The organism is Comamonas sp. MYb396, from assembly GCF_037479555.1.
In the GTDB taxonomy this organism is placed as follows: domain Bacteria; phylum Pseudomonadota; class Gammaproteobacteria; order Burkholderiales; family Burkholderiaceae_C; genus Comamonas.
The window spans coordinates 219,603-240,092 of record NZ_JBBGYU010000002.1; the positions used below are offsets into that span (position 1 = coordinate 219,603).

17 protein-coding genes are annotated in these 20,490 nt (G+C 64.9%); 9 read left to right on the forward strand and 8 right to left on the reverse strand.

All coding sequences use genetic code 11. The features are described from left to right. Window positions 1–44: 44 nt before the first annotated feature. Both uvrC and WH265_RS05210 read right to left on the reverse strand, forming a co-directional pair. On the reverse strand, window positions 45–2,069 hold the full coding sequence (uvrC, locus tag WH265_RS05205; RefSeq protein ID WP_339536315.1) for an excinuclease ABC subunit UvrC: 2,025 nt from the start codon (window positions 2,067–2,069) through the stop codon (window positions 45–47). 61 nt (window positions 2,070–2,130) lie between these two features. After that, window positions 2,131–3,345, reverse strand: a complete 1,215-nt coding sequence (locus WH265_RS05210) for a CaiB/BaiF CoA transferase family protein (protein ID WP_207788099.1) — start codon at window positions 3,343–3,345, stop codon at window positions 2,131–2,133. Between the two features lie 94 nt (window positions 3,346–3,439). Between WH265_RS05210 and earP the strand changes: the two genes are divergently transcribed. The 5 genes from earP (at window position 3,440) to WH265_RS05235 (ending at window position 8,556) form a co-directional block, all read left to right on the forward strand. Beyond that, window positions 3,440–4,579, forward strand: coding sequence for an elongation factor P maturation arginine rhamnosyltransferase EarP (gene earP, locus WH265_RS05215; RefSeq protein WP_339557577.1), 1,140 nt, complete (start codon window positions 3,440–3,442; stop codon window positions 4,577–4,579). 166 nt (window positions 4,580–4,745) lie between these two features. Next, window positions 4,746–5,300: an elongation factor P gene (efp, locus tag WH265_RS05220; RefSeq protein ID WP_021026959.1), complete on the forward strand. Its 555-nt coding sequence runs from the start codon at window positions 4,746–4,748 to the stop codon at window positions 5,298–5,300. 219 nt (window positions 5,301–5,519) lie between these two features. After that, window positions 5,520–6,161: a DUF2239 family protein gene (locus WH265_RS05225; protein ID WP_339557579.1), complete on the forward strand. Its 642-nt coding sequence runs from the start codon at window positions 5,520–5,522 to the stop codon at window positions 6,159–6,161. A 45-nt stretch (window positions 6,162–6,206) separates the two neighbouring features. Beyond that, window positions 6,207–7,595 (forward strand): MATE family efflux transporter, encoded by a 1,389-nt coding sequence (locus tag WH265_RS05230; RefSeq protein WP_339536325.1) that lies wholly within the window; start codon window positions 6,207–6,209, stop codon window positions 7,593–7,595. Window positions 7,596–7,743: 148 nt separating this feature from the next. Continuing rightward, the gene (locus tag WH265_RS05235) at window positions 7,744–8,556 is read left to right on the forward strand and encodes a PPK2 family polyphosphate kinase (RefSeq protein ID WP_021026962.1); all 813 of its coding nucleotides are present in this window, start codon (window positions 7,744–7,746) and stop codon (window positions 8,554–8,556) included. 84 nt (window positions 8,557–8,640) lie between these two features. On the opposite strand, the gene rimO is transcribed toward WH265_RS05235, so the two are convergent. The 5 genes from rimO to WH265_RS05260 form a co-directional block, all read right to left on the reverse strand. Then, window positions 8,641–10,053, reverse strand: a complete 1,413-nt coding sequence (rimO, locus tag WH265_RS05240; protein ID WP_021026963.1) for a 30S ribosomal protein S12 methylthiotransferase RimO — start codon at window positions 10,051–10,053, stop codon at window positions 8,641–8,643. Window positions 10,054–10,233: 180 nt separating this feature from the next. Continuing rightward, window positions 10,234–11,373 carry an AAA family ATPase gene (locus WH265_RS05245; protein WP_339557581.1) on the reverse strand — a complete coding sequence of 380 codons (1,140 nt, stop codon included), beginning with the start codon at window positions 11,371–11,373 and terminating at the stop codon, window positions 10,234–10,236. Continuing rightward, a complete protein-coding gene (locus WH265_RS05250) occupies window positions 11,370–12,320 on the reverse strand; it encodes an RNA ligase family protein (protein ID WP_339557875.1) in 951 nt (316 codons plus the stop codon). The genes WH265_RS05245 and WH265_RS05250 overlap by 4 nt, the downstream gene beginning before the upstream one ends. Window positions 12,321–12,760: 440 nt before the next feature. After that, complete coding sequence (gene phaR / locus WH265_RS05255) at window positions 12,761–13,303, reverse strand: polyhydroxyalkanoate synthesis repressor PhaR (protein ID WP_021026964.1); 543 nt, start codon at window positions 13,301–13,303, stop codon at window positions 12,761–12,763. Between the two features lie 149 nt (window positions 13,304–13,452). Beyond that, on the reverse strand, window positions 13,453–14,385 hold the full coding sequence (locus WH265_RS05260) for a LysR substrate-binding domain-containing protein (RefSeq protein ID WP_116927284.1): 933 nt from the start codon (window positions 14,383–14,385) through the stop codon (window positions 13,453–13,455). Between the two features lie 216 nt (window positions 14,386–14,601). Here WH265_RS05260 and WH265_RS05265 point away from each other — a divergent pair, with 216 nt between their 5' ends. Next, window positions 14,602–15,792, forward strand: coding sequence for an acyl-CoA dehydrogenase (locus tag WH265_RS05265; RefSeq protein WP_339557583.1), 1,191 nt, complete (start codon window positions 14,602–14,604; stop codon window positions 15,790–15,792). 232 nt (window positions 15,793–16,024) lie between these two features. Beyond that, the gene (locus WH265_RS05270) at window positions 16,025–17,263 is read left to right on the forward strand and encodes a CaiB/BaiF CoA transferase family protein (RefSeq protein ID WP_339557585.1); all 1,239 of its coding nucleotides are present in this window, start codon (window positions 16,025–16,027) and stop codon (window positions 17,261–17,263) included. Between the two features lie 194 nt (window positions 17,264–17,457). On the opposite strand, the gene WH265_RS05275 is transcribed toward WH265_RS05270, so the two are convergent. Further along, a complete protein-coding gene (locus tag WH265_RS05275; RefSeq protein ID WP_339557586.1) occupies window positions 17,458–18,195 on the reverse strand; it encodes a methylated-DNA--[protein]-cysteine S-methyltransferase in 738 nt (245 codons plus the stop codon). A 139-nt stretch (window positions 18,196–18,334) separates the two neighbouring features. On the opposite strand from WH265_RS05275, the gene WH265_RS05280 reads away from it, so the two are divergent. Together WH265_RS05280 and WH265_RS05285 are read left to right on the forward strand one after the other, a co-directional pair. Then, window positions 18,335–18,820: a nucleoside deaminase gene (locus WH265_RS05280; RefSeq protein ID WP_339557587.1), complete on the forward strand. Its 486-nt coding sequence runs from the start codon at window positions 18,335–18,337 to the stop codon at window positions 18,818–18,820. A gap of 101 nt (window positions 18,821–18,921) precedes the next feature. After that, window positions 18,922–20,454 carry an ArnT family glycosyltransferase gene (locus WH265_RS05285; protein ID WP_339557588.1) on the forward strand — a complete coding sequence of 511 codons (1,533 nt, stop codon included), beginning with the start codon at window positions 18,922–18,924 and terminating at the stop codon, window positions 20,452–20,454. Window positions 20,455–20,490 lie beyond the last annotated feature (36 nt).

The window sequence follows — 20,490 nt, forward strand, 5'->3', positions numbered from 1 at the left end:
AGTATTGCCTGCGCGACCGTTGCTGCGCGGCCCGCGCACCCCCTTCAATGCAAGGCCTTGTAGATGTCCTCTGCCAAGGCCGCAGAGATGCCATCGACCGTCATCAGGTCATCAACACCCGCCTCCTCCACCCCGCGCACCCCGCCAAAGCGCTGCAGCAGGCGCGCCCGCTTCTTGGGGCCCACGCCAGGGATGTCTTCGAGCCGGCTGCCGCCCACCCGCACCTTGGCGCGCGCGGCGCGCATGCCGGTGATGGCAAAGCGGTGCGCCTCGTCGCGGATCTGCGCCACCAGCATCAGCGCGGCCGAGTCACGGCCCAGGTAGACCTTGTCGCGCCCGTCGCAGAACACCAGCTCTTCCAGCCCGACCTTGCGGCCCTCGCCTTTTTCGACACCGACGATGCGCGACAGGTCCAGCCCCAGCTCGGTGAAGACCTCGCGTGCCACACCGACCTGGCCCTTGCCGCCATCGATCAGCACGATGTCGGGCAAGCGGGCAGCGCCCTTGCCCAGCTCAGCGCCACCGGCATCGCGCTGGGCCTCGGCCACCTTGCTGTAGCGGCGCGTCAGCACCTGGCGCATGGCGGCATAGTCGTCGCCGCCGGTGATGCCCTCGATTTTGTAGCGCCGGTATTCGCTGCTTTGCATCTTGTGGTGGTGGAACACCACGCAAGAGGCCTGGGTGTTCTCGCCCGAGGTGTGCGAGATGTCAAAACACTCGATGGTCAGCTGGTCGATATCGTCCTGGGGCAAATCCAGCGCTTCGACCAGGGCGCGCGTACGCGCCTGCTGCGATCCCTCTTCGGCCAGCAGCCGGGCTAGCTGCAGCTGGGCATTCTTTTGCGCCATCTCCAGCCAGACGCGGCGCTCCTCACGCGGCTGCGACACTGCGGCAATGCGCGTGCCGGTCTGCTGCGACAAGGCCTCCAGCAGCGCGGGCTCCAGCGCTACGCTGACCACCAGCACCGGGGGCGGTGCCACCTGCAGATAGTGCTGGGCCACAAAGGCCTCCAGCACGCGTTGCTCCACCGTTTTGGCGGGCCGCACGATGCCGGGCTGGGCCCCGCCGGGCTGGGCCTCATCAGGCTGGCCGCCCGCCTGGTCTGCAGCCTCTTCGGCTTCTTCCGCCTCTTCCATGCTGGCGATGGCGGCGCTGTCTTCCACATGCACGGGGAAATACGCGCGGTCGCCCAGATGCCGACCACCGCGCACCATCGCCAGGTTGACGCAGGCCTTGCCGCCCTGCACCTGCACGGCGAGCATGTCCACATCGCGGTCGTCGATGGTCTCGATGCTCTGCTGGTGCAGCATGCTGGCCAGCGCCTTGATCTGGTTGCGGATATCGGCCGCCTGCTCAAACTCCAGCTTGTCCGAGTGCGCCATCATGCGCGCCTCCAGCGTCTTGAGCAGCGTGTCGGTCTCGCCGCGCAGCATGGCTTCGGCATGGGCCACATCGGCGGCGTAGTCCTCGGGGCTGATGTGGTCCACGCAGGGGGCGCTGCAGCGCTTGATTTGGTAGAGCAGGCAAGGCCGGGTGCGGTTGCTGAAGATGCTGTCCTCGCAGGTACGCAGCCGGAACACCTTTTGCAGCAGCAGGATGGTTTCCTTGACCGCCCAGGCATTGGGGTAAGGGCCGAAATAGCGCTGGCGCTTGTCGGTCGCGCCCCGGTAATAGGCCACGCGCGGGTAGCACTGGCTGGGGGGCGTGCGCATGTCGCCATCGTGGATGGCCATGCCGGTGATCTTCAGGTACGGATAGCTCTTGTCATCCCGAAAAAGAATGTTGTATTTCGGGTGCTGGGTCTTGATGAGGTTGTTTTCCAGCAGCAGCGCCTCGGCTTCGGAGCGCACCACCGTGGTCTCCATGCGCACGATCTTGCCCACCATGTGGCCGATGCGGGTGCCGCCATGGTCCTTCTGGAAATAGCTCGAGACCCGGCGCTTGAGGTTGATGGCCTTGCCCACATACAGCAGCGCATCGCTGGCATCGAAATAGCGGTAGACGCCAGGCATGGCTGGCAAACCAGCGACCTGGGCAAGAAGTTCGGGAGAGTGCACGTGGGTGGGCATGGCGCTATTGTCTTATGCGTTCGCCCCGCCCGCAGCGAAGCGGCCCATCACCCGTGCGCGCTCACTGCACAATGCCGCGCTCACGCAGCGCCGCAATCTGCGCGCCGCTCAGGCCCAGGCCCTGCAGCACCGCATCGGTGTCATCACCCAGATGGGGCGCGCTGCTGCGGATCGTGCCCGGCGTGGCGGACAGCTTGGGCACGATGCCCGGCACCTCCAGCGTATGGCCATCGCGCGTGGTTTGCGGCAGGATCATCTGGCGCGCGCGGTAGTGCGGGTCTTCGCTGATGTCCTTGGCGGTATAGACCTTGCCGGCCGGCACCCGTGCAGCGGCCAAGGCATCCATCACCTGCGCGATGGCGCGCGGCTGCGTCCAGGCGCTGATGGCGGCATCAATCTCTTCAATACGAGCCACCCGGCCCGCATTGCTGGCCAGGTCCGGCGCCTGGCCCAGGTCCGGCCGGCCAATGGTGTCCATCAGCCGCTTGAAGATGCTGTCCCCATTGCCGGCCACCAGCACCCAGCCATCCTGGCAGGCATAGGCGTTCGATGGCGCAATGCCCGGCAAGGCGCTGCCCGCTGCCTCGCGCACCGTGCCAAAGGCGCTGTATTCCGGGATCAGGCTTTCCATCACATTGAAGACTGCCTCGTGCAAGGCCACATCGATCACCTGGCCGCTGCCGCCATTTACCTTGCGGTGGTAGAGCGCCATCATCACACCGATCACGCCATGCAGCGCCGCCAAGGTGTCGCCGATCGACACCCCCACGCGCACCGGCACCCGCCCGGGCTCGGCCGTCAGGTGGCGCAGGCCGCCCATGGCCTCGCCAATCACACCAAAGCCCGGCAGATCGCGGTAGGGACCGGTCTGACCGTAGCCGGAGATGCGCAGCATCACCAGGCCCGGGTTGATCGCATGCAGCTCCTCGGGTGACATACCCCAGCCCTCCAGCGTGCCGGGGCGAAAGTTCTCCACCAGCACATCGGCCTCGGCAATCAGCTGGCGCGCAATGTCCTGCGCTTCCTTCTGGCGCAAATCCAAAGCCAGCGACTGCTTGTTGCGCGACTGCACCTGCCACCAGACCGACGTGCCATCCTGCAGCAGGCGCCAGTTGCGCAGCGGGTCACCCGCGCCGGTGGCCTCGATCTTCACCACCTCGGCGCCAAACTCGCCCAAGGTCTTGCCGCAGAACGGCCCGGCAATCAGCTGGCCCATCTCGACCACCTTGACGCCTTGCAAAGCCATCGGCCCGGGGGTTGCAGTGTGTGGGTTCATGTCTGTCTCCATGCTTGATCAACTGAAGGCTATTGTGGCCCAGGAGGCCATGCCAGTCAGTGACGCCCGGGACTGCACTATCATCGCGCGGGTGATGACTCCCTCCCCTGCTCCCCCCCCCACCGCCACATCCTCCACCGCATCCCCTGGCTCCGCGCAGCGCAGCCCAGCGCCGCTGTGGGATATCTTTTGCCAGGTGATCGACAACTTTGGCGATATCGGCGTGTGCTGGCGCCTGGCTGCAGACCTGGCCCAGCGCGGCTGCCAGGTGCGCCTGTGGGTGGACGATGGCAGCGCTCTGGCCTGGATGGCGCCGCAGGGCGCGCCTGGCGTGACGGTGCACCGCTGGCCCGATGCAGCGCCGGCCAGTGGCGTTGCCGAGGTGGTGGTAGAGGCCTTTGGCTGCGAGATTCCGGCCGCCTTTCAGCAGGCCCTGGCCGCGCGTGCGCAGTCCCCAACGCAGAAAGCCAGCGTCTGGATCAACCTGGAATACCTGTCTGCCGAAGACTATGTCGAGCGCTGCCACCGCCTGCCCTCACGCCTGATGAGCGGGCCCGCCGCAGGCCTTACGCGCTGGTTCTTCTACCCCGGCTTCAGCACCGGCACCGGTGGCCTGCTGCGCGAGGCCGATCTACCGCAGCGCCAGGCAGATTTTGACCGCAGCGCCTGGCGCGCCCGGCATGGCCTGCAAGATGGCGACCTGGTGTTTTCGCTGTTCTGCTATGAGCCGCCCGCTTTTTTGCAGGCTTTTGCCAGCGCTGGCTCGGCCACGCAATGGCTGGTCACCCCGGGCCGCGCGGCGGCGCTGGTGCAGCAGCTATTGCCCCAGCCTCTGCCGGGCCAGGTGCGGCTGCTGCCGCCCTGCAGCCAGCCGGAATTTGACGAAATGCTCTGGTCCTGCGACCTGAACTTTGTGCGTGGCGAAGACTCGCTGGTACGGGCGCTGTGGGCCGGCCTGCCCTTTGTCTGGCAGATCTACCCGCAGGATGACCACGCCCACCATGCCAAGCTGGAGGCTTTTCTGGACTGGCTGGACGCGCCGGACAGCCTGCGCCAAGCCCATGCGGCCTGGAATGGCATCCCAGACGCCAATGGCAGCGCGCCAGCATGGCCCACCATCACGCCCGCGCTGCTGGCGCAATGGGCGCAGTGCGTGCAGGCCGCGCGCAACACTCTGCAGAGCCAGCCCAGCCTTGCCGAGCAGCTGATGGCATTTGCGGGCGAAAAATGTTAGAATTGCAGTCTTTGCGCTTATCCGCGCACCCAGCGCCTGCAGGCGGCTGGGTTTGATGGATGCGCACAACGCCGCGGAACATGCTACGGCGCAGCACAGCCCGTCCAACGACACTTGCGCGCCGCCCGTAGTAGTTTGAGCGGCCCCAACACAGGCACCTATTGCTATGAAAATCGCTCAAGAAATCCGCGCTGGTAACGTGATCATGTTCGGTAAGGACCCGATGATCGTTCTGAAGACCGAATACGCACGTGGCGGCCGTGGCGCTGCAACCGTGCGCATGAAGCTCAAGAGCCTGATCGGCAACTTCGGCACGGAAAACGTGTTCAAGGCCGACGACAAGATCGACAACGTGATCCTGGAAAAGAAGGACTGCACGTACTCCTACTTCGCCGACCCCATGTACGTCTGGATGGACCCTGAGTTCAACCAGTACGAAGTGGAAGCCGAAAACATGGCTGACGCGCTGAACTACCTGGAAGACGGCATGACCGCTGAAGTGGTGTTCTATGACGGCAAGGCCATCTCGGTCGAGCTGCCCACCACCATCGTGCGCGAAATCACCTGGACCGAGCCTGCTGTCAAGGGCGACACCTCCGGCAAGGTGCTCAAGCCCGCCAAGATCGCTACCGGTTTCGAAATCGCTGTGCCGCTGTTCGTGAGCCAGGAAGACAAGATCGAAATCGACACCCGCACTGCTGAATACCGCAAGCGCGTGTAATGCCTGGGCCACAAGGTCCCCAGCCAGAACAACCTCCATGCCCCGCGCTGGAGGTTTTTTTTGGCCTCAGCACTGCCACCCCTCCAGCCCGGTAGCGGCTGCCAACGGCCATCTGCCCCGGTGCGCAGCCAGATACATATTTTTACCCATTAAAAATAGCCAAATATTTTTGCCCCGGTAAAATGACCCACTTATTGAGAAAACAACGAACAAGTGGCCATGACTACCGAGACATTGACCAGCCGGCTGACCATTTTCCAGGGTCACCAGCGCCTGCTGCAAGCCGACCGCCTCACCGTGCTGCGCTATCTGCAAAACCATGACGAACTCCACCCCGGCGGCAGCCTCACCCCCTTGTGGGTGTTTGATGACCTCTCCGGCCTGCGCCTGGATCTGAACTGGCGCTCGGAGCTGGCACCAGCCGCACAGCCTGCAGACTTGCTGGACGACGCAGTTCCTGCGCCCGCCGCCGCCGCGGCAGCACCTGTGGAGGCAGCAGCCCACAGCCGCACGGCACGCGCCGTTGGCCGCCCCAAGCTGGGTGTGGTCTCGCGCGAGGTGACCTTGCTGCCCCGCCATTGGGACTGGCTCAACCGCCAGCCCGGCGGCGCCTCAGCGGCCTTGCGCCGCCTGATCGATGACGCCCGCAATGCCCATGCCCAGCAGGATTCGCAGCGCGCAGCCACGGAGGCCACCTACCAGTTCATGCAGGCCATGGCCGGCGACCTGCCCGGCTTTGACGAAGCCTGCCGCGCGCTGTTTGCCCACAAGCAACCGGCATTCTTGCTGCAGACCCAGGCCTGGCCCGATGATGTGCAAGCCTATCTGCACCAGCTCAGCCGCCCCATCTGGCCGGTCTAAGCCCCAACACGCATGCCATCCGCAGCACCCCCCTCCCCACCGCCCATGTCCACATCCATCTCCGCACCGCAGGCTGCGCCGCCCGCCCCGCCTGTTCGCCCCCTGTGGCAAGTTTTCATGGTGTTTCTGGGCCCCATGCTGCTGTCCAACATCCTGCAGTCCCTCTCGGGCACGCTCAACAGCATGTTCCTGGGCCAGATGATGGGGGTCAAGGCCCTCGCGGCCGTCGCGGCATTCTTTCCGGTGATGTTTGTCTTTATCGCCTTTGTCATTGGCCTGGGGGCTGGCGCCTCGGTGCTGATCGGCCAGGCCTGGGGCGCGGGCCAACCCGACAAGGTGCGCGCCATTGCCGGCACCACCTTGCTGACCGGTCTGGCCATGGGCGCGGCCGTGGCGCTGTTTGGCGGCCTGTTTACCCAGCCCATCATGCGCATGCTGGGCACGCCGGCCGACATTCTGGAGCAGGCCACCATCTACTCGCGCATCGTGCTGCTGGGCATGCCCGGGCTGTTTATCTTCCTGCTGTTCACCTCGCTGCTGCGCGGCGTGGGCGACACGCTCACACCGATGTGGTCGCTGATCGTGTCCACCGGCATCGGCCTGGTCAGCACCCCGGCGCTGATCGCCGGCTGGGGCGGCCTGCCACGCCTGGGCGTAGCCAGTGCCGGGGTGTCGATGATCCTGGGCTTCAGCATCGCTCTGGTCTGGCTGACGGTGCAGCTGCGCCGCAAGCGCAGCGTGCTGGCACCCAATAGGGCCCTGTTGCGCGCCATGCGCCCGGATTGGGGCTTGCTGCGCGGCGTACTGCGCGTGGGCATCCCCACCGGTGTGCTGATGATCGCCACCTCGCTGGCCGGCCTCGTCGTGCTGTCGCTGATCAACGGTTTTGGCTCCAACGCCACCGCTGCCTACGGCGCCGTCAACCAGATCAATGCCTTTGCCCAGTTTCCGCTGATCTCGGTCGCCATCACCGCCTCCATCCTGGCGGCCCAATCGATTGGCGCGGGCCGCAGCGAGCGCCTGCCCGCCATTGCCCGCACCGCCATGCAGATCAACATGGCCATCGGTGGCGCCACGGCCTTGCTGGGCAGCATTTTTGCGCGGCCCTTGCTGTCCATCTTCATCACCGATCAAGAGGTGCTGCATGTGGCCGTGGAGCTGCTGCGCATTGTGCTGTGGAGCGGCCTGCTGTTTGGTGCTTTTGCCTCGCTGGCCGCGCTGATGCGCGCCAGCGGTGATGTACTGATCCCCACTGTCATCACCATTGGCGTGATCGCCACCCTGGAGCTGCCGCTGGCCTGGCTGTTCAGCCGCCACTTTGGCCTGGTGGGCATCTGGATGGCCTTCCCCGTCTCCTACGGCATCACCTTGGCGCTGCAGACCTGGTACTACCAGGCGATCTGGAAAAAGCGCCCCATCCGCAAGATGGTCTGAGCGCCTGTGCCAAGCCCGGCGGGCAAGACCGCTGGGCCATGAATACCCTTGCTGGCGGGGCGCCCCAGGTGACAAGCCCGCCAAAAGCTGAAATCATGGCCTGTTGCAGCCCGTTTGCCAGTTTGCCCGTTTCACCCTTTAGCCTGATATGCCCAATCCGCAGAACTACCGCGTGCCCATCAAGGGCGCTATCCATCTGGCCGACTACGACCCGGCCGCCACACCGTTTGCGCATGGCACGGTCAAGGCCCAGGAAAAGGACCTGAAGATGCTCAACAAGCAGCTGGCCCAGTTGATGCGGCCGCTGCAGGGCGAGAACAAGCGCTCGGTGCTGCTGGTGCTGCAAGGCATGGATACCAGCGGCAAGGACGGCACCGTGCGCGGCGTCTTCAAGACCACGGGGCCGCAGGGCCTGCGCATGGCCACCTTCAAAAGCCCGAGCAAGGAAGAGCTCTCGCACGACTACCTCTGGCGCTGCCATGCCGTGGCCCCAGCCAAAGGCGAGATCGGCATCTGGAACCGCAGCCACTACGAAGATGTGCTGGTGCCGCTGGTCAACGGCTGGATCACGCGCCAGGTCGCCAAGCAGCGCTATGCGCAGATCAACGACTTTGAGCGCCTGCTGGCCGAGAACGGCACCACCGTCCTCAAGTGCATGCTGCACATCAGCAAGGACGAGCAGCGCACGCGGCTGCAAGAGCGCATCGATGTGCCGGAAAAGCGCTGGAAGTTCAGCCTCGACGACCTGACGGTGCGCAAGCAGTGGGACGCCTACCAGCAAGCCTATGAGGACCTGCTGGAAGCCACCTCCACCGCCCATGCGCCCTGGTATGTGGTGCCAGCCGACAACAAGCTGCACCGCAACCTGATGGTCAACACCTTGCTCAACCACTGCCTGCTCGACATGCAGCCACAGTACCCGGTCGATTTCCCCGAGCTGGTCGGCCTGCAGGTCGAATAAGCGCGTACCGCAAAAGCGCACCGTCCACAGAAAAGGGGCCTGCTGATCCAGCAAGGCCCCTTTGTTTTAGATAAGGTTGAGCGCTTAAACCGGCACACCCACCAGGTCATGGCCCTGGCTGCGCACAATGCGTACCTTGATCAGCTCGCCGACCTTGTAGGTCTTGCTGAGCTTCTCGGGCGGCAGCAGGTGCACGACACCGTCGATCTCGGGCGCATCGGCATAGGTGCGGGCAATGCCGCCCTTCTTGCCCAGGCCGATGGCCTTGTCCACCAGCACCTGCATGGTCTGGCCCACACGGCGCTCCAGGCGCTTGGCAGAGACCTCTTCGGCCACTTCCATGAAGCGGGCGCGGCGCGCCTCGCGCACCTCAGCGGGCAGCATGCCGGGCAGCTCATTGGCAGTCGCGCCCTCCACGGGGCTATAGGCAAAGCAGCCTGCACGGTCAATCTCGGCCTCGCGGATAAAGTCCAGCAGGTGCTCGAACTCCTCCTCGGTCTCACCAGGGAAGCCGGCAATAAAGGTCGAGCGGATCACCAGCTCAGGGCAGATCGCGCGCCATTCGCGGATGCGCTCGAGATTGCGCTCGCCGCTGGCCGGGCGCTTCATGCGCTTGAGCACATCGGGGTGGCTGTGCTGCAGCGGCACATCCAGATAAGGCAGCACCAGGCCCTGGGCCATCAGCGGCAAAATCGCGTCCACCGTCGGGTAGGGGTACACATAGTGCAGGCGCACCCAGGCGCCGTGCGGCTTGGCCAGCTCGCCCAGTGCTTCGACCAGCTCCAGCATGCGGGTCTTCACCGGCTTGCCATCCCAGAAACCGGTGCGGTATTTCACATCCACGCCATAGGCGGAGGTGTCCTGGCTGATCACCAGCAGCTCCTTGACGCCACCGGCAAACAGCGCCTTGGCTTCCTTGAGCACATCGCCAATCGGGCGGCTGACCAGGTCACCGCGCATCGATGGGATGATGCAGAAGGTGCAGCGGTGGTTGCAGCCTTCGGAGATCTTCAGGTAGGCATAGTGCTTGGGCGTGAGCTTGATACCCGCCTCGCCAAAGCTGCCGGGCACCAGGTCGATGAAGGGGTCATGCGGCTTGGGCAGGTTGGTGTGGACCGCGTCCATCACCTCTTGCGTCGCGTGGGGCCCCGTCACCGCCAGCACGCTGGGGTGCATCTGCTTGACCAGGTTGCCGCCGCCATCGCCCATCTTGGCGCCCAGGCAACCGGTGACGATCACCTTGCCGTTCTCGGCCAGCGCCTCACCAATCGTGTCCAGGCTCTCGCGCACGGCATCGTCAATAAAGCCGCAGGTGTTGACGATCACCAAATCGGCACCTTCAAAGGTCTTGGAGGTCTGGTAGCCCTCGGCGCTCAACTGCGTCAGGATCAGCTCGCTGTCGGTCAAGGCTTTGGGGCAGCCCAAACTGACGAACCCCACCTTGGGGGTTCGGTTGGCGTCGAGCGTCGCAGTGGCAGCGTGGGTATCGGTATTCATTTTTCTGGCAGGGGAACCTGGCAACTAGTCAGGCCGGTATTTTAAAGCAGGCGCCCACAAAGGCCTCGCCCCTGGGGTATAGACCCGCTGGCAACTGCCAGCTCAGGAAACCAAGGACCTGGCCACAGCAGGCCAGGTTTTGTGGCGGACGCTGCGAGGCCGGCGAGGCTCTCCTCCCCTTCAAGCGCGTTCCATGCGCAAAGCGTGGGCTTCCGTCTCGGTGGGCAACTCCCAGCGGTTCAGCAGCGACTGCAGCGCCTTGTTGGACAGGGTCGAGTCCCGGCGGCTGTTACGGCGCAGCAGCTCGGCACGGGGTTGCTCCAGGTACACCAACTCCACTTCGGCGCCGTAGGCAAACAGCAGATCAAGTGTGCGCGTTCGCATCTGCAGGCTCAGATGCGTGGCGCTCCAGACAAAAGGCGCCTTCTTGCGCAGCAGTTCCCGGGCCTTGTCGTGGGCAAAGTGCGCAGCAGCACCCTCGTTCTCGCCATGCTTCAGGTCCAGCGCTTCTCTTGCATCGTCAAAAGACACCACCGGCAAGCCGCGCCGGTGCTGCGCCAGCCAGCTGTCCTTTCCCGACGCGGGCAGGCCACACATCACGGTCACGCGCGATCCAGGTTCCTGAAAAAGCGCATAGTCCGGGTGGACGTCCGCGCCCCGGAAGTAGCTCAGCCTGGTGTGGGCATCCGCAAAGTGCCGAGGTGTGCCGTAGCAGCCCTCTTCCCGCGCCAGTTCCCGAAAGAGTTCGATGTTGTCCAGCACCGCCTGCTGGTCCACACAGACACGCCCGCGCATATCGGCTTCGGCCAGAGCGGCCAAGTGGATGAGATTCACCTGCCAGGACCCCTCTCGCACAATGCGCTCGGGCGTCTTGCCCGAACGAGAGCCGGCCAACGCGAAAAATGGCACTTGGTGGACTGCAATCAGGCGGCAGACCGCTTCCCGCAGGTCCAGTGGCGCACCCGCGTCCCAGAGCAGCACACGGGCCTCTACAGCACCCTTGCGGGAATGGCCAGGCTGGCCGATGGCCCCGGTCTGTGGGTCGATGACCGTGGTCCGGTATTTGGTCACATCGTGCAGCAGGGCCGCCAGGAACAAGACCGTGCGGTCATGCGGGCTCGCCTGCAGGTAGTCCGGCAGCGCCAGCAGCTCCTGCACCACCATTTGGGTGTGCGTCCAGACATCCCCCTCGGCGTGAAATCGGGGGTCCTGCACCGTCGTTTTGGCCCGCTCCAGCACGGGGAAGACCGCAAGACAGGCCTCAAAATCCGGGGCTGCGCCCGGCGTGGGCACCAGGCCCGCAATCGTTGACCAGTTCATACACATTCCTTTCCGGGAAGGCTTCTTCCCGATGGTCGGCCAGCACCATCCGGCCTGGCGGCCCGCTTGTCTCTTGCCAAAGCTTTCAATGCATCCAGCGAGCGAATGGTGCGCAGTGACAGGTCTTCCCAGCGCACCGAAGGCTGCGGCGCATAGAGGTCCACTCCTGGTGCCAGGCCATTGGCAATCATCGGCCGCTGGCTGTGGTGTGAGCCACTGTCCAAAATTGTCTGGAGAAAGTCTTGCCGGACCAGCTTGTAGCGCGCCACCACCTGGCCGTCCGCTTCCACCTTCAGGTACAGGCCTTCTGCCAGGTCCGAGTTATTCGTCTGTTGCCAGCACAGCGGGGGCGGTAACCCCTCTCGTTGGACGGCAAGGTCAAACGACTGGCGCCAGGCGCGGCTCTTGGCCAGGGAGGGCTGCACCAGCGCCCACAGCAAGGCGGGGTCTGTCGGCATCAGCCCCTCATACAGAACCGGCACGGACAGCAGCGGTGAGCCCTGCAGCAAGGCATGGCGGCGCGGGGTCGATAAAAACTGCCCCGTCTCCCGGTCCAACATATCGAACTCATGGAAGTGGTGCGGCAACTGGTCGTAGAAAACCGAGTGCTTGGCATAGGTCCACTCGCCATAGACGACAAAGCGGTCCTCCAAGCGTTCGAGCAAGGCCGCTTCGTGGGCAGCGGCCCAGACTTTGAATAGATTGAACTGGCGCTCACTGCCGCCGCCCACCAGGTAGTGGCCTCGGGATTGCAGCAGCTGGTCGCCGGCGCCGTTAAAGGAAATGCCGGCGTTGGCGCCGTCGAGTTTTTCCTCGATGACGACGTGTTGGCCAGCCAGGGCTTTCAAGGGCACCTGGTCACTGGCATCATCGCCCGCTTGCAAGCGCGATCCTTCCAGGTGAGGCGTGCGCGGGTATTTGAATATCGAAAGAGTGTGGGGATTCATGTTCGTTGCAGCGAGAAGCGTCTCGCTGTCCGGCAGGACAGGGAAAGCCAACGAACGTGAGGCGCAGGTCGACCGCTCTTGCCCAAAAAAGGAAAGAGGTCGTCGCGCAGGGGAAGCGGGGGATTCAGCGCTCCCGCCGCCTCATGGCAAGCGTAGGGAGCTCGGAGCCAGTACCGCAGCCAGCTGTGGCGCAGACTTGCGCCGCACGAGGCTGCAAATGCAGTCGTCGGCGATTAGCGGGTGACGAACAGGCGGGACATGAAAGGCTCCGAAAAGACAAAAATTGAAGGATTGGAAGTTATAGCATGTGCAGTCGCTGCGTTCAAGAACGCAGCATCAAAGTCGCCCGTTTGCTCAAGCTGCACGTGGCATGCACGCGTCAGACAGCGGGCGCGCAACATGGCCTGGCCCCTGCAGCGGGCACCAAGCCATTCCCAGCATCAAGGCCGCTTGATGCCAAAAGCCGTCAGCATCTGCTCGGTCTGCTTTTGCATCTGTTCCTGCATCTGCTGGAAGAACTGCTGCGACTGCGCCTGGTAGTTGCTCGCATCGGGCATGCCTGGCACGCCGGGCATCGGCATACCCAGAAAATTGCGCCACATCTCGGGCGTGGCGCCCTTCATCTGGTCGGCAAAGCGGCCTTGCATCTCCGTGAACAGCTGCACATTTCGCTCCAGGTAGGAGCCCATAAAGCCCTGCATCGCATGGCCGTAGAAGCGGATGATGTTGACCAGCATGGCCTCGGTGAACATCGGCGCGCCGCCGGCTTCCTCATCCAGAATGATCTGCAGCAGGATGCTGCGCGTCAGGTCCTCGCCGGTCTTGGCATCCTTGACGACGATGGGCTCGTTTTGCATGACCAGGGCCTTGACCTCAGCCAGGGTGATGTAGGCAGAAGTCTGGGTGTCGTACAGACGGCGGTTGGGGTATTTCTTGACGACGCGCTCGGAAGCGGTGGCTGTTCCTGGGGTGTTTTCCGGCACGCGGATCTCCTGTGTCTCTCGCCAACGGCTGGCGTTATGGGAATACCGTCCATCCTAGTCTCTGGGACGGCGGTTTTTACCTCTAAGGCAATTTTTAGATTGTAGTGATGCCGGGGGCCTGTTGCGCTGCAGCACTTACCCTTAGGCCGCTAGGCGGCCCGGCCTTTGAGCCAACTGGCAAAGGCCTGCAGCGCGGGCTGGGCAGGCAGGGGCTCGGTCGCCAGCGGGGTCATCCAGTAATAGGCGCGGCTACCGGTCAAAGGCTGCTCACAGGCGACCACCAGCTCGCCCCGGGCGAGCTCATCCTCGATCAGCATCGGCGGGATCAGCGCCACGCCCATACCGGCCGCAGCAGCCACGGCCAGCATCGAGAACAGCTCATAGCGCGGGCCATCGAGCGCATGGGGCGCCTGCACGCCAGCGGCATCAAACCATTTGCGCCAGCCGTCCGGCCGGGTGCTTTGCTGCAGCAGCGGCAGCTGGGCCAGCACCTGGGGCGATACCGTCAGGTAGGCACGGCCGCGCCCGCGCTGGGTGGCGCCCTCGAGCAGGCGCGGGCTGCAGACCGGCACGATCAGCTCGTCCATCAGCCAAGCGGCCTGCGTGCCCGGCCACTGGCGCGCCTGCTCGGCCGTGCCGGCATAGATGGCGGCATCGACCTGGCGCTCGGCAAAGGCAAAGGGCCGGGTCTGCACATCGATATGCACCACCACCCCCGGATGCTGCTGCAGGAACTGCGGCAGGCGCGGCAGCAGCCAGCGGGTGGCAAAGGTGGGCACGGCCGCAATGCTGATCGCGCCGCCCGCGCCCTGGTGGGCCATGATGTCCAGGGTGCCGCGCTCGATGCCCTGCAGCCACTGCGCCACCTGCTGGCTGTACTGGTGGCCTGCGGCCGTCAGCACCATGCCATGGCGCGAGCGCTTGAACAACTGCACGCCCAGCTGCTCTTCGAGCGCAATGATCTGGCGCGAGACGGCGCTTTGCGTCAGCGCCAGCTCCTGGGCGGCGCGGGTATAGCTTTCGTGGCGGGCAGCGGCCTCAAAACAGGCCAGCGCCTGGGTCGAAGGAATCATTCGGCGCATATCTTGTCTCCTGTGTGACGCATGTAATCACCCATTTTTTCTCTGTGACTGCACTGCGACGGCATGCGTATAAATGCTTAATACGCATATCTGGATGATAAACAATCGTTTGCCCCTGCGCTGCGGCAGGCCTACCATGGCGGCTGTTTTGGCAGGCCCGCGCTTCTGCGCCCGGCCTGCCTTCCGATCAGCGAATACAGATCCAAGGAGCAAGACATGGCGCAATTCACCTGGGAAGACCCCTTCCACCTCGACGAACAACTGACCGAAGACGAGCGCATGATCCGCGACGCGGCCCGCGCCTACTGCCGCGACAAGCTCGCACCGCGCGTGCAGGAAATGTTCCGCAAGGAATCGGTGGACACCAGCATCTTCCGTGAGATGGGCGAGCTGGGCCTGCTGGGCCCGACGATCCCCACCGAATACGGCGGCGCCGGCCTCAACTATGTGAGCTACGGCCTGGTGGCACGCGAGATCGAGTACATCGACTCGGGCTACCGCTCGATGGCCTCGGTGCAGTCCTCGCTGGTGATGGTGCCGATCAACGAGTTCGGCACCGAAGCACAAAAGCAAAAGTACCTGCCCAAGCTGGCCTCGGGCGAGTTCATCGGCTGCTTTGGCCTGACCGAGCCTGACCATGGCTCCGACCCAGGCAGCATGGCCACCCGTGCCTACAAGGTCGATGGCGGCTACAAGCTCAAGGGCAGCAAGATGTGGATCACCAACAGCCCCATCGCCGATGTGTTCGTGGTCTGGGCCAAGGAAGTCTCCGAAGGCGGCGCGGTCGGTCAGATCCGCGGCTTTGTGCTGGAAAAGGGCATGAAGGGCCTGTCGGCGCCTGCGATCCACGGCAAGGTGGGCCTGCGCGTCTCGATCACCGGCGAGATCGTCATGGACGACGTGTTTGTGCCCGAAGAAAACGCCTTCCCCGAAGTACGCGGCCTGAAGGGCCCCTTCACCTGCCTGAACAGCGCCCGCTTTGGCATTGCCTGGGGCGCAATGGGTGCAGCCGAGTTCTGCTGGCACACCGCCCGCCAGTACACGATGGACCGCAAGCAGTTTGGCCGCCCCTTGGCCGCGAACCAGCTGATCCAGAAAAAGCTGGCCGACATGCAGACCGAAATCACGCTGGGCCTGCAAGCGGCACTGCGCGTGGGTCGCATGAAGGACGAGCACCAGAACGTGATCGAGATCACCTCGCTGATCAAGCGCAACAACTGCGGCAAGTCGCTGGACATTGCCCGCCTGGCACGCGACATGATGGGCGGCAACGGCATCAGCGACGAGTTCGGTGTGGCGCGCCACCTGGTCAACCTGGAAGTGGTCAACACCTACGAAGGCACGCACGATGTGCATGCGCTGATCCTGGGTCGGGCCCAGACCGGCATCGCCGCGTTCGCCAACTAAGAACGGCCCGAGCCCCATCGCATGCAGCGCCCGCTGCATGCCTGCCCACAACCCACTTCACTGCAGGCGCTGCGTGGGTGGGTTGTGGTGTTTTGTGATCGCTTAACCACCCCCTTGCCGGATGCGAATGGCGCCGCCCTGAGGCCGCACGTACCATCGGCGAGTTTTGCAGAAATTTCTTGCTGCAGCGCCTGTTGCACATGCATGGGCAGCTATCAAATTTGGAGACACCATGACCGCAAGCATCGCGCCGCTGGACGGCATCAAAGTTCTGGATCTGTCGCGGGTGCTGGCCGGCCCCTGGTGCGCGCAGATGCTCGGTGACCTGGGCGCCGAGGTGATCAAGGTCGAGCGCCCCGAGGCTGGCGACGACACCCGCCACTGGGGCCCTCCCTACCTGCACACCGATGACGGCGCCAAGACCGAGCAGGCCAGCTACTACACCTGCTGCAACCGCAACAAGCGCAGCATCACCATCGACATGGCCTCGCCCCAGGGCCAGGCGCTGATCATCGAACTGGCCAAGGATGCCGACATCCTGGTCGAGAACTTCAAGGTGGGCGGCCTCAAGGGCTATGGCCTGGACTATGAAAGCCTGCGCAAGATCAACCCGCGCCTGATCTACTGCTCGGTCACCGGCTTTGGCCAGACCGGCCCCTACGCCCCCCGCGCCGGCTACGACCTGATGGTGCAGGCAATGAGCGGCATGATGAGCATCACCGGCCACCCCGATGGCGAGCCCGGTGGCGGCCCGCTCAAGGTCGGCGTCGCGGTCACTGATGTGTTCACCGGCATCTATTCCTGCTGCTCCATCCTGGCCGCGCTGCAGGCGCGCCACCAGACCGGCGAAGGCCAGCACATCGACATGGCGCTGCTGGATGTGGGCATGGCCGTGCTGGCCAACCAGGCCGTGGGCTACCTGAATGCGGACGATATTCCGCAGCGCGCAGGCAATATCCACCCCAGCGTGGGTCCCTACCAGGACTTCCCCAGCAAGGACGGCAATGTGCTGCTGGCCATTGGCAACGACGGCCAGTTCGCCCGCTTTTGCGCCGCCACCGGCAACGAGGCCTGGGCACAGGACCCGCGCTTTACCCGCAACTCGGGCCGCATTATCCACCGCAAGGATTTGCAGGAACTGATGTACCCGCTGATGAAGACCCGCACCACCGCCGAATGGATTGCGCTGCTCGAAGACAAGGCCGTCCCCTGCGGCCCCATCAACAACATCGCCCAGGCCTTTGAGGACGAGCAGGTGATTGCTCGCGGCCTGCATGTGCAGATCCCGCGCGACGCTGGCGACCAGATCGGTACCATCAGCACCGTCGCCAGCCCCATGCGGCTGACGGCTACGCCGCCTGTGGTGCGCCGCCCACCGCCCGCGATGGGCCAGCACACCGACGAGATCCTGGCCGAGCTGGGCCGCTCGCCCACGCAGATTGCGCAGCTGCACAGCGAAGGCGTGGTCTAAGGGTTGACGTTATTGCCTTGATGCACCAAGGGCCGCTGTTGCGGCCCTTTTGTTTCATTTCATTAGAGTCTTAGAGTCGCTAACACGGCCCAGCAAACCGAAGGTTTGCGGTTGAGACTAGGCGTCAAGCCGCAGGCAGTACTGTAGTACGACAAGGCTTGGCAACGACGTATCAAGGGGTGTGTTAGCGGCTCTCAGTCAAACAGACCCAGGCTGACGCCATCGCCCAGCGCTGCGCCCTCCCACTCCAGCAGCTGCAGCTTGGTGCGCGTGCCGCCATTGGCCGAGAAGCCGCCGCGCGCGCCATGCGCCGCCAAGATGCGGTGGCAGGGCACCACGGGTGCAAAGGGGTTGGCCCCCAGCGCCTGGCCTACTGCACGGGCCATCCCCTTGCCACCCAAGTCGTCGGCCAGCTCACCATAGCTGCGCGTCTGCCCCGGCTCAATGGCCAATGCCAGCTGGTAGACCGCCCGCGAAAAATCCGGCACGCCATGCCAGTCCAGCACCACATCATCGAGCAGCGGTAAACCGCTGTGCGCAGACCAGCGGTTCAAGGTCAGCAGGCTGCGCAAATCACCCAGCACAGGGGCGGGCGCATCGGGCCAGGGCGCGCCCTGATCCAGGTCGGCACCACCCTGGCGCCCGGCCAAGAGCCATTGCACGCCGGCCACCGCCTGCAGGGCCTGCGCACTCAAATCTCCTGGCACCTGGGCCTGCGGCCACAGGCCCTCGCGGCGCTGGCGTGCGTGCTCCAGCAGGCGCATCTGTGTGCCCTCCAGGCTGGGCTCGGGCAGCCGCAGCGCCACCACGGCCTGCGCACCCCAGGCAATGCCGCAAACACCCAGCCGGGTGCGGAACAAGGCATGGCCGGTTTGTGCAGGGTTCCAGCCATCGCTGGGCACGGTAGGGGTGGATAAGGGGGCGGTATGCATGCCTGCATCTTGCCCCAGTTCGCGCATCCCCCACCAGGCCCAGTGCCGCAGTGCCACTGTCAGCCTTTGCCAGCCAGGCGGCACCGGCCCACAGGCTGACAGCACAATCGGCCAGGTGTTCCCCGATAAGAAGCGCCCCATGACCAACACCCTGCAAGCCCAGCACACCGCCATCCTGCGCGAGGTGCTAGCCAGCGCCCACCGCAACCGCCATCTGCACAAAGGCCGCCCCTTTGCCGCAGCGATTGCCGATGATGCGGGCCATATTCTGGGCCGGGGCGTCAACACCATCAGCCAGACCCAGGACATGACGGGCCACGCCGAGATGGAAGCCATCCGCGACTGCTGCCACCAGCGCCAGCTGCCGCACCTGCAGGGGCTGACGGTCTATGCCTCCGGCCACCCCTGCCCCATGTGCCTGGCCGCAATCGTGGCGGGCCAGGCCAAACAGGTGTTCTTTGCGTTTGACAATGCCGATGCGGCGCCTTACGGGCTGTCGAGCGAAGGCGTCTACCAGCGCCTGGGCTTGCAGCTGCAACCGCCGCCGCTGCCCATCCAGCGGCTGGATCTGGGCATCAGCGCAGCGCAGCTCTATGGCGATGCGCCCTGGCCCAGCGCAGGCTAAAAATCACACCCAACCGCCCTCGCGCTTTGCGTTGGCTTTACGTCTGCCCTTTATGATCGGGCAGTTTTTTTGGCGGCCATGCCGCCCTTCTTGCCGCTTGCATGACCCCGCTCCCTACCCAGCCCCCTGCCGTTGACCGCCAAGCCCTGCGCTGGATTGCAGCGCTGTTTGTGCTGGTCATGGCCAGCCGCCTGCTGGCCTCGCACGGGGTGTCCTGGGACCAGAACGAGCAGCTGGTCTGGTCGCAGCAGCTGGCACTGGGCTACGGGCCCCAGCCGCCGCTCTACACCTGGCTGCAATGGGCCCTGGTGTGGGTGCTGGGCCCCAGCACCTTGGCCGTGGTGCTGCTCAAAAACAGCCTGATTGCGCTGAGCTTTGTCTTTATGCTGCTGGCCGCGCGTGAGGTGCTGCCCGCGCGCCAGGCCTGGCTGGCGGCCGCCGGCATGGCCTGGCTGCCCGGCATTGCCTGGCAGCTGCTGCGCGACCAGACCCACACGGTGATGCTGACCTGCGCGATCTGCGCGACCTGGTGGTTGCTGCTGCGCCAGCTGCGCCAGCCGCGCCCGCTGGGTTTTGTCTACCTGGGCCTGGCCGTGGCCTGGGGCATGCTCTCCAAATACAGCTACCTGCTGGTGGCCGTGACCTTGCTGCTGGCCTGCCTGAGCTTGGGCAGCACGCGCCGTGCGCTGCTCTCGCGCGGCTGGTGGCTGACGCCACTGATCAGCATCGCGCTGGTGGCCCCGCATGCCTGGTGGGTGCTGGAGCACTGGCAAGCGGCCAGCGGCGCCACGCTGGACAAGCTGCACCCGGCAGAAACCAGCTCCTACCTCAGCGGCCTGGCCCAGGGCCTGCGCGATCTGCTGGCCTTTTTGCTGCTGGCCGTGCTGCCCTGGCTGCTGATGGCGCGCTGGACCAGTGGGCGCTTTTGGCAACAGCCCGCTGCAGCCAGCGGCGCTGAAAACAGCAGTCCCACGCCTGACTGGCTGGTGCCGCTGCTGGGCCGCTATATGACGCTGGTGGCGGGCTCGCTGGCGCTGATGGCGCTGGCCGGTGCGGCCAAGTTCGATGGCCGCTGGATCCAGCCGCTGCTGCTGGTTTTTCCGCTCTATATGCTGGCCCGCTGGCCGGCGCTTGCCGCATCGGACAAAAGCCGCCAGCGCTACCTGCTGGCCTGCCTGGGCATGCTGGTGTTGGTGTGGTCGCTGGCCTTGCTGGCGCCGCTGCGCGATGCCAAGCGCGGCAAGGGTGACCGCCTCAACTGGCAGCTGGACCTGATCGCCAGCACTTTGCGCCAGGCCGGCTACCAAGGCCAGGGCATGGTGCTGGCCGAGCACCACACCACCGGCGGCGTGATGCGCATTCTCTTCCCCCAGGCCCAGATTGTGGTCTGCGATGCGGACGAGCCGGGCTTTCATAGGGACTGCGCATGGCAGGCCGCCGAAAGCGCGCGCCGCCAGCAGCTGCCCTGGCTGCAAATCTCCACCGAGGACCCGGCCCCCGACGCCTGGTGGTGGGCCGCCTGGCCGGTGGATGCGATGCTGCAGGTGCAAGAGGCCGAGCTGCCCTACCGCTGGACCGACCCGGCACGTGCACAGATGCAGATGAACTTTGTGGTGTCTCCGGCGGGCAGATAAACACCGGCCGGCGCCACTAAGATGCGGTCATCTCCC